This is a genomic window from Serratia sp. BNK-33-b, from assembly GCF_048684565.1.
Lineage (GTDB): Bacteria > Pseudomonadota > Gammaproteobacteria > Enterobacterales > Enterobacteriaceae > Serratia > Serratia marcescens.
In genome coordinates this window covers 3973063-3985847 of sequence record NZ_JBLQTZ010000001.1, presented here as the reverse complement: position 1 = coordinate 3985847, position 12785 = coordinate 3973063, and the positions used below count along the sequence as shown (strand labels likewise).

12 protein-coding genes are annotated in these 12785 nt (G+C 60.5%); 10 read left to right on the top strand and 2 right to left on the bottom strand.

Going from position 1 to position 12785, the window contains the following annotated elements; translation table 11 throughout:
• Window positions 1-200: 200 nt before the first annotated feature.
• Window positions 201-2657 (bottom strand): acyl-CoA dehydrogenase FadE, encoded by a 2457-nt coding sequence (gene fadE / locus ACMGGK_RS19295; protein ID WP_206195198.1) that lies wholly within the window; start codon window positions 2655-2657, stop codon window positions 201-203.
• A 246-nt stretch (window positions 2658-2903) separates the two neighbouring features.
• Here fadE and lpcA point away from each other — a divergent pair, with 246 nt between their 5' ends.
• Window positions 2904-3485 carry a D-sedoheptulose 7-phosphate isomerase gene (lpcA, locus tag ACMGGK_RS19290; protein ID WP_004930220.1) on the top strand — a complete coding sequence of 194 codons (582 nt, stop codon included), beginning with the start codon at window positions 2904-2906 and terminating at the stop codon, window positions 3483-3485.
• A gap of 101 nt (window positions 3486-3586) precedes the next feature.
• Window positions 3587-4390: a class II glutamine amidotransferase gene (locus tag ACMGGK_RS19285; protein WP_004930222.1), complete on the top strand. Its 804-nt coding sequence runs from the start codon at window positions 3587-3589 to the stop codon at window positions 4388-4390.
• On the opposite strand, the gene dpaA is transcribed toward ACMGGK_RS19285, so the two are convergent.
• A complete protein-coding gene (gene dpaA / locus ACMGGK_RS19280) occupies window positions 4325-5095 on the bottom strand; it encodes a peptidoglycan meso-diaminopimelic acid protein amidase (protein WP_004930225.1) in 771 nt (256 codons plus the stop codon). The two genes, ACMGGK_RS19285 and dpaA, sit on opposite strands and share 66 nt — an antisense overlap.
• 554 nt (window positions 5096-5649) lie before the next feature.
• Between dpaA and ACMGGK_RS19275 the strand changes: the two genes are divergently transcribed.
• The 8 genes from ACMGGK_RS19275 to nqrM are packed head-to-tail and all read left to right on the top strand — an operon-like array spanning window position 5650 to window position 12760.
• Window positions 5650-6999: a Na(+)-translocating NADH-quinone reductase subunit A gene (locus ACMGGK_RS19275; RefSeq protein WP_028128252.1), complete on the top strand. Its 1350-nt coding sequence runs from the start codon at window positions 5650-5652 to the stop codon at window positions 6997-6999.
• A gap of 3 nt (window positions 7000-7002) precedes the next feature.
• Window positions 7003-8244 (top strand): NADH:ubiquinone reductase (Na(+)-transporting) subunit B, encoded by a 1242-nt coding sequence (locus ACMGGK_RS19270; RefSeq protein ID WP_016928991.1) that lies wholly within the window; start codon window positions 7003-7005, stop codon window positions 8242-8244.
• Window positions 8234-9028, top strand: a complete 795-nt coding sequence (locus ACMGGK_RS19265; protein ID WP_016928990.1) for a Na(+)-translocating NADH-quinone reductase subunit C — start codon at window positions 8234-8236, stop codon at window positions 9026-9028. Before ACMGGK_RS19270 ends, ACMGGK_RS19265 begins: the two co-directional genes overlap by 11 nt.
• Complete coding sequence (locus ACMGGK_RS19260) at window positions 9021-9650, top strand: NADH:ubiquinone reductase (Na(+)-transporting) subunit D (protein WP_004930232.1); 630 nt, start codon at window positions 9021-9023, stop codon at window positions 9648-9650. Before ACMGGK_RS19265 ends, ACMGGK_RS19260 begins: the two co-directional genes overlap by 8 nt.
• Before the next feature lie 6 nt (window positions 9651-9656).
• Window positions 9657-10253, top strand: coding sequence for an NADH:ubiquinone reductase (Na(+)-transporting) subunit E (nqrE, locus tag ACMGGK_RS19255; RefSeq protein WP_176063651.1), 597 nt, complete (start codon window positions 9657-9659; stop codon window positions 10251-10253).
• A gap of 15 nt (window positions 10254-10268) precedes the next feature.
• Window positions 10269-11492 (top strand): NADH:ubiquinone reductase (Na(+)-transporting) subunit F, encoded by a 1224-nt coding sequence (nqrF, locus tag ACMGGK_RS19250; protein WP_028127828.1) that lies wholly within the window; start codon window positions 10269-10271, stop codon window positions 11490-11492.
• On the top strand, window positions 11476-12525 hold the full coding sequence (locus tag ACMGGK_RS19245) for an FAD:protein FMN transferase (protein ID WP_420277135.1): 1050 nt from the start codon (window positions 11476-11478) through the stop codon (window positions 12523-12525). Before nqrF ends, ACMGGK_RS19245 begins: the two co-directional genes overlap by 17 nt.
• A 7-nt stretch (window positions 12526-12532) precedes the next feature.
• Window positions 12533-12760: a (Na+)-NQR maturation NqrM gene (gene nqrM, locus ACMGGK_RS19240; RefSeq protein WP_004930244.1), complete on the top strand. Its 228-nt coding sequence runs from the start codon at window positions 12533-12535 to the stop codon at window positions 12758-12760.
• Window positions 12761-12785: the final 25 nt, after the last annotated feature.

Here is a 12785-nt window from a genome sequence, read left to right as displayed (position 1 = left end):
CGGGGCCTTTCTCTTTCTCTCCTTTGCCAAGGCTCCGGACAGAAAGATCCAGAGCACCCGCCGCGCAGTCTACCCGAACTTCCTTCCTGTGAAATCCGCCGTTGCGCCAACCTGCGGCGTGGTGCGCAGTTTGTCCTGAAAGCAAAAGAAAAAAGGGGCGATGATGATCGCCCCTTGGATGCGTGGAGTGGGAATTGGCGTTAAGCCGCTTCGGTCTGCTGCTGGCGCTTAGACTGCGCCGCCGGCTTTTCCGGCTTGGCGGCCGCCAGCGCATCCGGCGCAAAGTCGTCCACGTTGATGGAGCGCAGGCGGCTCTCTTCGGCTTTCACCAGGATCTTCGCTTCGTCGGCGCTGATCTTGCCTTCTTCCAGCGCGCGCTCCGCCAAACGATCCAGACGGGTGAACGGCAGGTTTTTGCCGGCCGCCTTGCACAGACGTTCGTGAATCGGCTCGGCGGCCATCACGTCGGCCAGCGCCGCTTCCAGCAGGCCGATTGGGTTATGCTCGCTCGGCGTCAGGTACTGGCCGCGCCCCAGACGGCTGCGGGTGGCGGAAGGCACCTGCAGGATCTTGGCCAACTGATGATCCAGGCGATCGGACGGCGCAGTATGCACGCGGCCGAACGGGAAGACCACGAAGCGCAGCGCGCCGGCGATAAAGCGGTTCGGGAAGTTGCGCAGCAGATCATCCAGCGCCTGTTCGGCTTTATGCAGGCTGTCTTGCACGCCCCAATGCACCAGCGGCAGATCTTCTTTCTGACGGCCTTCGTCGTCAAAGCGTTTCAGCACGGCGGAAGCCAAATACATCTGGCTGAGGATATCCCCCAGGCGAGCGGAGATGCGCTCACGGCGCTTCAGGCTGCCGCCCAGCACGCCCATGGAAACGTCCGACAGCAGCGCCAGGTTGGCGCTCAGGCGGTTCAGCTGCTGATAGTAACGACGGGTCGCGTCCTTGGTTGGCGTGGCGCTGGTGCGGCCGTTGGTCAGGCCCAGCCAGAAGCTGCGTACCTTGTTGCTGCCGACGTGACCCAGGTGGCCGAACAGCGATTTATCGAAGGCGTTCAGATCGTTGTTCTGCGCCGCCGCCATTTCATCCAGCACATAAGGATGGCAGCGGATCGCGCCCTGACCGAAGATCATCATGGTGCGGGTCAGGATGTTCGCGCCTTCCACCGTGATGGCGATCGGTGCCCCCTGATAAGCGCGAGCCAGGAAGTTGGATTCGCCCAGCATGATGCCTTTACCGCCGGCGATATCCATGGCGTCAACGATCGACTGCTGGCCGCGGTGCGTGCAGTGGTATTTGACGATGGCCGACAGCACGGCCGGCTTCTCGCCCTGCACCAGCGCATAGGTGATCAGCGAAGCGGCGGCGTCCATCACATAGGTGTTGCCGGCGATGCGCGCCAACGGTTCCTCGATCCCTTCCATCTTGCCGATGGAGATCTTGAACTGACGGCGAATGTGCGCGTAGGCGCCGGTCGCCAGGGCGATGGATTTCAGGCTGCCGGTAGAGTTGGACGGCAGGGTGATGCCGCGACCGACCGACAGGCACTCAACCAGCATGCGCCAGCCCTGGCCGGCCATTTTCGGCCCGCCGATGATGTAATCGATCGGCACGAACACGTCGGTGCCGCGGGTCGGGCCGTTCTGGAACGGCACGTTCAGCGGAAAGTGGCGGTTGCCGATTTCCACGCCCGGGGTGCTGGTCGGGATCAGCGCACAGGTGATGCCCGGGGATTCGTTGTCGCTCAGCAGGCGGTTCGGGTCATGCAGTTTGAACGCCAGGCCCAGTACGGTGGCGACCGGCGCCAACGTGATGTAGCGCTTGTTCCAGGTCAGGCGCATGCCCAGCACCTGCTTGCCTTGCCATTCGCCCATGCACACGGTGCCGACGTCCGGGATCGCGCCGGCATCGGAACCCGCTTCCGGGCTGGTCAGCGCGAAGCATGGGATTTCGTCGCCGCGCGCCAGGCCCGGCAGATAGTGGTTTTTCTGTTCTTCGGTGCCGTAGTGCTGCAGCAGTTCGCCCGGGCCGAGGGAGTTCGGCACGCCGACGGTGATCGCCAGGATGCCGGAAACGCCGGCCAGTTTTTGCAGCACCATCGCCTGAGCGTAAGGGGAGAATTCCAGACCGCCGTACTCTTTCTTGATGATCATCGCGAAGAAACGGTGTTCTTTCAGGTACGCCCAGAGTTCTGGCGGCAGATCGGCCAGTTCGTGGGTGATCTGGAAGTCGTTGGCCATGCGGCAGGCTTCTTCCACCGGGCCGTCGATAAACGCCTGCTCTTCTTCCGTCAGGCGCGGTTTCGGGTAGCTGTGCAGCTTGTTCCAATCCGGCGCACCGCGGAACAGATCGCCTTCCCACCAAGTGGTGCCGGCGTCGATCGCTTCCTTCTCGGTGGTGGACATCGGCGGCATCACCTTGCGGAAGGCGCGCAGCGCCGGCGCGGAGAGCAGGGAACGGCGCACAGAGGAAAGGTTCAGCGGCAGCAGCACGATCGCCAGCGGCAGCAACAGCCAGAAGCTCCACAGGCCGATAGCGCCCATGACGGCGGTGTACGCCACCAGGATCAGGCTGCTGAGGGTAAGGTTCACTCGGTGGTAGAACACCACGCCGAGGAGAGCCAGGAAAACGACGATACTAAGAACTATCATAAGAAGCTCCGAAGTAGTAAGAGGTCTGACCTGTTGTGTGTATGTAATAGGTTTTAGTACAAGGCAGAATTTTTATCAATGCGTTTACAGTTTAATTACAACTCAGGTCACAAACTGACAGCACCAATCATCAAAAACCTCTCCGCTTCCTTAACCGGCGCGCTGTTTGGCCGAGAATGCTTCTCGCTGTTTCCGCGATCCGGTACACTGCGGAGCGGAAGATTTGACGATAACAAGAGGTTCCTCATGTACCACGACCTTATTCGCAGTGAACTGAACGAAGCGGCTGATACCCTGGCGAAATTTATCAATGACGACGCCAACATCGACGCCATCCAACGCGCGGCGGTGCTGCTGGCGGATTCCTTCAAAGCCGGCGGTAAAGTGATTTCCTGCGGCAACGGCGGTTCCCATTGCGACGCGATGCATTTCGCCGAAGAGCTGACCGGCCGCTACCGCGAAAACCGCCCGGGCTACCCGGCGATTGCCATCTCGGACGTGAGCCACCTGTCCTGCGTCAGCAACGACTTCGGCTATGAGTATGTGTTCTCGCGCTATGTGGAAGCGGTGGGCCGCGAAGGCGACGTGCTGCTGGGCATTTCCACCTCCGGCAACTCCGGCAACATCATCAAGGCTATCGATGCGGCGCGTGCCAAGGGGATGAAAGTGATCACCCTGACCGGCAAGGACGGCGGCAAGATGGCGGGTTCCGCCGATGTGGAAATTCGCGTGCCGCACTTCGGCTACGCCGACCGCATTCAGGAAATCCACATCAAAGCGATTCACATCTTGATTCAGCTGATCGAAAAAGAGATGGTTAAGGCTTAATAGCCTTCGGGGAGCTGCGGCTCCCCATGAATAAGACGGCGGGCGCCGCATGTATGCCGTGCCCGCACAGTCTGTGTCAGTGTGGTTAAGGAGTGCTGGCGATGTGTGAACTGCTCGGGATGAGCGCAAACGTACCGACCGATATCTGCTTCAGCTTTACCGGCCTGGTACAGCGCGGCGGCCGCACCGGGCCGCATAAGGATGGCTGGGGCATTACCTTCTATGAAGGGAACGGCTGCCGCACATTCAAGGATCCGCAGCCGAGCTTCAACTCGCCGATCGCCCGCCTGGTGCAGGACTACCCGATCAAGTCTTGCGCGGTGGTGTCCCATATTCGCCAGGCCAACCGCGGCGAAGTGGCGTTGGAAAACACCCATCCGTTCACCCGCGAACTGTGGGGCCGCAACTGGACCTACGCGCACAACGGCCAATTGAAAGGCTATCGTCAGTTGGATACCGGCACGTTCCGCCCGGTCGGCCAGACTGACAGCGAATATGCCTTCTGCTGGCTGCTGCACCAGCTGGCGCTGAAATATCCGCGCACCCCAAGCCAGTGGCCGGCGGTATTCCGCTACATTGGCCTGTTGGCGAGCCAACTGCGCAAGAAAGGGGTATTCAATATGCTGTTGTCGGACGGGCGCTTCGTGATGGCGTATTGCTCCACCAACCTGTATTGGATCACGCGCCGCGCGCCGTTCGGCAAGGCGACGCTGCTCGATCAGGACGTGGAGATTGATTTTCAGCAACAGACCACACCGAACGATGTGGTCACGGTGATCGCCACCCAACCGCTGACCGCTAACGAAACCTGGCACAAGATTGAGCCAGGCGAGTTCGCGTTATTTCACTTCGGTGAGCGGCTTGTTCTGAGCGAAGGGGTTGGTGTTGGGCGTCGGGCTGGCTGACGCGTACTGCGTCATCATGCCGCCGCTGCTCATCAGCGGTTGACCCAAGACGTACTGGCCATTGACCACGCCCATTGTCGGCGGTTGGCGGTTCTTCGCGAAGTAATCATAGCCCGGCTTCAGCTGGCGCCAGAAGGCGATATAGCTGGATGACGCATGGCGTTTCAGGTTCTGTTCGGTCATGCGGAACGGGTAGATGCTGATGTCGACGCGGCTTTGGCCATAGGCGAAGGCGGCTTCGACGTAGCGATAGATCTCATCCATATAGGTGTTGGTCATCGCGTAACAGCCGATCGATTTACATTCGCCGTGGATCATCAGATAAGCGCCGGAATAGCCCTGCGACTTATCGTAATCGTTAGGGAAACCGATATTGATCGCCCGATAATACTTGCTGTCGGGTTTCAGATGGCGCGCGTCAACGCTATAAAAGCCTTCAGGACTTTTAAAGTCGCCTTCACGACGTTTAGGACCCAGCCCGCCGGAGAAATTACAGATCGGGAACGTGTTGACCAGGCGGAATTCATTGCCCATTCTGGCATACAATTCCAGCTTGCGTTCCTCTTTGAAGATCTGAATATAGACCGGCGAACCCAATAATTGCTGTTTAACTACCGGCGCTTCGGGTACCTGCTCGCTGGCGCTGCAGGCCGTGATCATCGGCATAGAAACAAGCATCGCAAACAACAGCGCGATTTTGCTCATTATAATTCCTGCTTATATTTATCTGCCGGCGTAATCAACCTGGCCAGCATGCCACTGATTATTGTTTTTACTGCTGCAAAACACCGCCAGATTACCAGCGCGTTTATTTTTAGCAATACGTGATATGTATAAAAAAACGACAAAGCTCGATAAAAGTGAAATGACCGGCAGATTTTAACGATAAGTAGTGAAAAACAGGCGAAATTTAATTGCGTTTGCTTGACCCAAGTCACGACGGAACGCAGAACAATGTTGCGAACAATGTTAATATTCTCTCTTCAATTTAACGCGCGGTGGCGATTGAAGCGGCGGGGGTTATGGCATATAACCCGGCCGTTTCGGTGGTTATTTGGCTACAGGCCGTTAACACATCGATTGTCACGCAAATAACGGAGAGGGGGGAATCAAGGGAATGCGCGTTACCCCATATATTCACTGCGAGAAAGTTCATGTTGGGCGTGCCGTCGTGCGCACTGCCCGGCAATCCTGGCATCGTCCGCACCCGCCTCTGGGGCCGGGCAGACGTGTAAACCAAACTACATCGTATAAATCCTATGATTAAGATCAGAAAAGGGTTAGATCTGCCGATAGCCGGGGTTCCGGTTCAGGCGATCCAAGATGGCCCGAACATTCAGCATGTCGCCCTGCTTGGGGAAGAGTATGTCGGAATGCGCCCCTCCATGCTGGTGCAGGAAGGCGATACCGTTAAGAAAGGCCAGGCGTTGTTCGAAGATAAGAAAAACCCCGGGGTTTTCTTCACGGCACCCGCCAGCGGCCGCATCGCCGCGATTAACCGCGGCGAGCGGCGCGTATTGCAATCGGTGGTGATTGCGCTGGAAAACGGCGGCGACGATCAGCTTGAGTTTGCGCACTATCCGCTGGGTGAACTGAGCCAGCTGCCGCGTGAACAGGTCGAAAGCGAACTGATCGCCAGCGGCCTGTGGACCGCGCTGCGCACCCGTCCGTTCAGCAAAACGCCGAGCCCCGGCAGCGAGCCGCGCGCCATTTTCGTCACCGCGATGGATACCCAGCCGTTGGCCGCCGACCCGCAGGTGATCATCGCCGAACAGCAGGCGGCGTTTAACGCCGGGCTGGTGGTGTTGGCGCGCCTGACGGCGGGCAAGGTACACGTATGCCACGCCGCCGGCGCCTCGGTTGGGCAGCAAAGCGGCTCGCAGATCGCCTACAGCGAATTCGCCGGCCCGCATCCCGCCGGGCTGGCGGGCACCCACATTCATTTCCTTGAACCGGTCAGCCTGAAGAAAATCGTTTGGCACATCGGTTACCAGGATGTCATCGCCATCGGCACGCTGTTCACCACCGGCAAGCTCGATACCCGCCGTGTGGTGGCGCTGGCCGGGCCGCAGGTGGCGCAGCCGGCGCTACTGCGCACCCGCCTGGGGGCCAGCCTCGATGAGCTGACCGCCGGCCGCCTGAAAGGCGGCGAGAATCGGGTGATCTCCGGTTCGGTGCTGAACGGCATGCACGCCGCCGGGCCGAACGCCTGGCTCGGCCGCTTCCACTCGCAGGTGTCGGTGTTGGAGGAAGGGCGCGACAAAGAGCTGTTCGGTTGGATCGTGCCCTCACCGAACAAATTCTCCATTACCCGCACCACGCTGGGCCACTTCCTGAAGAACAAACTGTTCGCTTTCTCAACCACCACTAACGGCGGCGAGCGCGCCATGGTGCCGATCGGCAACTATGAGCGGGTGATGCCGCTGGATATTTTGCCGACGCTGCTGCTGCGCGATTTGCTGGCGGGCGACAGCGACAGCGCGCAAGCGCTGGGCTGCCTGGAACTGGATGAGGAAGATCTGGCGCTGTGCACCTTCGTTTGCCCCGGCAAGTATGAGTACGCGCCGGTGCTGCGCGAGGTGCTGACCAAGATTGAGCAGGAAGGATAACCGATGGGCCTGAAGAATTATTTCGAGAAGATAGAGCATCACTTCACGCCGGGCGGCAAACTGGAAAAGTGGTACCCGCTGTATGAAGCGACCACCACGGTGTTTTACACCCCCGGCACGGTGACGCGCGGCGCTTCGCACGTGCGCGACGCCATCGATTTGAAACGCATGATGATCCTGGTGTGGCTGGCGGTGTTCCCGGCGATGTTCTGGGGCATGTACAACGTCGGCCAGCAGGCAATCCCGGCGCTGCACCATCTGTACAGCGGCGACGCGCTGCAACAGGTGCTGGCGGGCGACTGGCATTATCGCCTGGCGCAGTGGCTCGGCGCCTCGCTGGCGGCCGACGCCGGCTGGGTCAGCAAGATGGTGCTGGGCGCCTGTTACTTCCTGCCGATCTACGCCGTGGTATTCGTCGTCGGCGGCTTCTGGGAAGTGCTGTTCGCCATTATCCGCAAGCATGAGGTCAACGAAGGCTTCTTCGTCACGTCCATCCTGTTCGCGCTGATCGTGCCGCCGACCCTGCCGCTGTGGCAGGCCGCGCTGGGCATCACCTTCGGCGTGGTGGTGGCCAAAGAGATCTTCGGCGGCACCGGGCGCAACTTCCTCAACCCGGCGCTGGCCGGCCGCGCCTTCCTGTTCTTCGCCTATCCGGCGCAGATCTCCGGCGATTTGGTGTGGACCTCCGCGGACGGTTTCTCCGGCGCGACGCCGCTGGCGCAGTGGAGCGCGGGCGGGGCGCACAGCCTGAGCAACGTGGCCACCGGCCAGTCCATCAGCTGGCTGGACGCTTTCCTCGGCAACATTCCCGGCTCGATCGGTGAGGTGTCCACGCTGATGATCCTGATCGGCGGGGCGATTATCCTGTTCGGCCGCGTGGCCTCCTGGCGCATCGTCGCCGGCGTAATGCTCGGCATGGTGGCTTCCGCCCTGTTGTTCAACGCCATCGGTTCGGACACCAACCCGATGTTCGCCATGCCGTGGTACTGGCATCTGGTGCTGGGCGGCTTCGCCTTCGGCATGATCTTTATGGCGACCGACCCGGTTTCCGCCTCCTTCACCAATAAGGGGAAATGGTGGTACGGCATTCTGATTGGCGTGATGTGCGTGCTGATTAGGGTAGTCAACCCCGCCTATCCGGAAGGCATGATGCTGGCGATCCTGTTCGCCAACCTGTTCGCGCCGCTGTTCGATTATCTGGTGGTGCAGGCCAACATCAAGCGGAGAAAAGCCCGTGGCGAATGAAGCGAAAAACGACGGCATCGGTAAAACGCTGCTGGTAGTGCTGCTGCTGTGTCTGGTGTGTTCAGTGGTGGTGGCGGGCTCCGCCGTCGGCCTGAAGTCCAAACAGCAGGAGCAAAAGCTGCTCGACAAGCAGCGCAATATTCTCGACGTAGCCGGCCTGTTGCAGCCGAAAATGGAGAGCGAGCAGGTCAAGCGCCTGTACAGCGAGCGCATCGAACCGCGCCTGGTGGATCTGAACAGCGGCGAGTTTGTCGCCGGCAAGGCGGCGGCGTTCGATCTGGGCGCCGCGCTGCGCGACGACGCCAAAAGCGTGGCGCTGGCGGCGGGCGACGATCCGGCCGGCATCAAGCGCCGCAGCAACCTGGCGGAAATCTACCTGGTGCGCGATGAAAGCGGCCAGGTGAACAAGATTGTGCTGCCGGTATACGGCACCGGTCTGTGGTCGATGATGTACGCCTTCGTGGCGCTGGATAATGACGGCAACACGGTCAAGGGCATCACCTACTACGACCAGGGGGAAACCCCGGGGCTGGGCGGGGAGGTCGAGAACCCGTCCTGGCGCCAGCAGTGGGTCGGCAAGCAGCTGTTCGACGACAATGGCCAGCCGGCGATCCGCGTGGTGAAAGGCGGCGCGCGTCAGGGGGATGTGCATGGTGTGGACGGCCTGTCCGGCGCCACGCTGACCTCCAACGGCGTACAGCATACGTTTGATTTCTGGTTGGGCGAGCACGGCTTCGGCCCGTTCCTGAAAAAAGTTCGTGAAGGAGCGCTGAAAAATGGCTGATTCCAAAGAGATAAAGCGGGTCCTGCTGGGGCCGCTGTTCGACAATAACCCGATCGCCCTGCAGGTGCTGGGCGTCTGTTCGGCGCTGGCGGTGACCACCAAGCTGGAGACGGCGGTGGTGATGACCATTGCGGTGACGCTGGTGACCGCGTTCTCCAGCTTCTTCATCTCGCTGATCCGTCATCATATTCCCAACAGCGTGCGCATCATCGTGCAGATGGCGATCATCGCCTCGCTGGTGATCGTGGTCGATCAGCTGCTGCGCGCCTATGCGTTTGAGATCTCCAAGCAGCTGTCGGTGTTCGTCGGCCTGATCATCACCAACTGCATCGTGATGGGGCGCGCCGAGGCCTACGCCATGAAGTCGCCGCCGATCGAGAGCTTTATGGACGGCATCGGCAACGGGCTGGGTTACGGGGTGATCCTGGTGCTGGTCGGTTTCCTGCGCGAGCTGATCGGCTCCGGCAAGCTGTTCGGCGTGCCGGTGCTGGAAACGGTGCAGAACGGCGGCTGGTATCAGCCGAACGGCCTGTTCCTGCTGGCGCCGAGCGCGTTCTTCATCATCGGCCTGCTGATCTGGGTGCTGCGCACCCTGAAGCCGGCGCAGATCGAAAAGGAGTAAAGGCCGATGGAACACTATATCAGCCTGTTTGTGCGCGCGGTGTTCGTTGAGAACATGGCGCTGGCGTTCTTCCTCGGGATGTGCACCTTCCTGGCGGTGTCGAAGAAGGTCTCGACCGCCTTTGGCCTGGGCATCGCGGTGACCATCGTGCTCGGCATTTCGGTGCCGGTGAATAACCTGGTCTACAACCTGATCCTGCGCGACGGCGCGCTGGTGGAAGGCGTCGATCTGAGCTTCCTCAACTTCATCACCTTCATCGGCGTGATTGCGGCGCTGGTGCAGATTCTGGAGATGATCCTCGATCGTTTCTTCCCGTCGCTGTATAACGCGCTCGGCATCTTCCTGCCGCTCATCACCGTGAACTGCGCCATCTTCGGCGGCGTGTCCTTCATGGTGCAGCGCGACTACAACTTCGTCGAATCGGTGGTGTACGGCTTTGGTTCCGGCACCGGCTGGATGCTGGCGATCGTCGCCATGGCGGGGATCCGCGAAAAACTCAAGTATGCCAACGTGCCGGCAGGGCTGCGCGGCCTGGGCATTACCTTTATCACCACCGGACTGATGGCGCTGGGCTTCATGTCCTTCTCCGGTGTTCAGTTGTAAAGGCGGGAAGAATTTATGGAAATTATTTTAGGCGTAGCAATGTTCACCGCCATCGTGATGGTGCTGGTGTTGCTGATCCTGTTCGCCAAGTCGAAGCTGGTGAATACCGGCGACATCGCGGTGGAAATCAACGGCGATCTGGATAAGAGCTTCCATGCGCCGGCGGGCGACAAGCTGCTCAACATGCTCTCCAGCCAGGGGATTTTCGTCTCCTCGGCCTGTGGCGGCGGCGGTTCCTGCGGCCAGTGCCGGGTGGTGATCAAAGAGGGCGGCGGCGATATCCTGCCGACCGAGCTCTCGCACATCAACAAGCGCGAAGCGAAAGAGGGTTGCCGCCTGGCGTGCCAGGTGAACGTGAAGCAGAACCTGAAGATCGAGCTGCCGGAAGAGATCTTCGGCGTGAAGAAATGGGAGTGCGAGGTTATCTCCAACGATAACAAAGCCACCTTTATCAAAGAGCTGAAGCTGAAGATCCCCGATGGCGAAGACGTGCCGTTCCGCGCGGGCGGTTTCATCCAGATCGAAGCGCCGGCGCACGACATCAGTTACGCCGACTTCGACGTGCCGCAGGAGTATCGCGGCGACTGGGACAAGTTCAACCTGTTCCGCTACCGTTCGACGGTGAACGACACCACGGTGCGCGCCTACTCGATGGCCAACTACCCGGAAGAGAAGGGCATCATCATGCTCAACGTGCGTATCGCCACGCCGCCGCCGAACAATCCGGACGTGCCGCCGGGCATCATGTCTTCCTATATCTGGTCGCTGAAGCCGGGCGACAAGGTGACCATCTCCGGGCCGTTCGGCGAGTTCTTCGCCAAGGACACCGACGCCGAAATGATCTTTATCGGCGGCGGCGCGGGCATGGCGCCGATGCGCTCGCACATCTTCGATCAGCTCAAGCGTCTGAACTCGAAGCGCAAGATCACTTTCTGGTACGGCGCGCGTTCGCTGCGCGAGATGTTCTATGAAGACGACTTCAACCAGCTGCAGGCGGAGAACGAAAACTTCACCTGGCACGTGGCGCTGTCGGATCCGCAGCCGGAAGATAACTGGACCGGCTACACCGGCTTTATCCATAATGTTCTGCTGGAGAACTACCTGAAAAACCACCCGGCGCCGGAAGACTGCGAGTTTTACATGTGCGGGCCGCCGATGATGAACGCCGCGGTGATCAAGATGCTCAAAGATCTGGGTGTCGAAGACGAAAATATCATGCTGGATGACTTTGGTGGCTAAATTGCGCGCATTGGCGACGAAGAACTGGCTGACGGGCGTGGCGCTGAGCGCCACCCTGCTGCTGACCGGCTGCGGGCCGGAACAGGTGGATCTGACGGGTAAAACCATGGGCACCTCGTATTCGATCCGTTACGTGACCGGCGACGATACGCCGTCGGCGCGCGAGATGCAGGCGGAGATCGACAAACGGCTGGAACAGGTGAACGATCAGATGTCCACCTACCGGCCGGATTCCGAGCTAAGCCGCTTCAACGCCAGCCGCGACATTGACCGGCCGTTCCCGGTTTCGCCGGCCACCGCCGAAGTGGTGCGCGAAGCGCTGCGCATCAACCGCGTCACCGATGGCGCGCTGGACGTGACCGTCGGGCCGCTGGTCAACCTATGGGGTTTCGGCCCGGAAGGGCGACCGGACAAAGTGCCGAGCGAGGCGGAACTGGAGCACCGCCGCGCCTGGACCGGCGCCGACAAGCTGTCGGTGCAGGGCAGCGCGCTGGTGAAAAGCATCCCCGAGCTGTACGTCGATCTGTCGTCGATCGCCAAAGGGTATGGCGTGGACGTGGTGGCGGAGTATCTGCAATCGCAACACGTGAAAGACTACATGGTGGATATCGGCGGCGAGGTGCGCACGCGCGGACATAACGGCGAGCAAAAGCCGTGGCGCATCGCCATCGAGCGCCCGACCACCGGCGCGCAGCAGCAGGCGCAGCTGGTGATCCAACCGGGGGAGATGTCGATCGCCACCTCGGGTGACTATCGCAACTACTTCGAGCAGGACGGGGTGCGCTATTCGCACACCATCGATCCGATCACCGGGCGCCCGATCCATCATCGGCTGGTGTCGATCACCGTGCTGAGCCCGACCTGCATGACCGCCGACGGCCTGTCCACCGGCCTGAACGTGATGGGGCCGGAGCGCGGCATGGCGCTGGCCAACCTGCTCGGCATTCCGGTGTTCATGATCGTGAAAACCGCCGACGGCTTTGAGGAGCGTTATTCAGACGCGTTCAAGCCCTATCTGAAAAAGCGTTCGTGAGGTTGCTATGTTGACGGTATTCGCCGCTACCTTCGTGTTGTTTCTGCTGATCGTCGGCGGCATGTCGCTGGGCTATGTGTTCAAACGCAAAAGCCTGCAGGGCAGCTGCGGCGGCATCACCGCGCTGGGCATGGAGAAAGTCTGCGACTGCCCGGAGCCGTGCGATGCGCGCAAAAAACGCGAAGCCAAAGCGGCGCAGCGGCGCGAGCAGTTGGACAAGCACCGCATTCTGTAGCGAAGCGAAAACCCGGCCTTGGCCG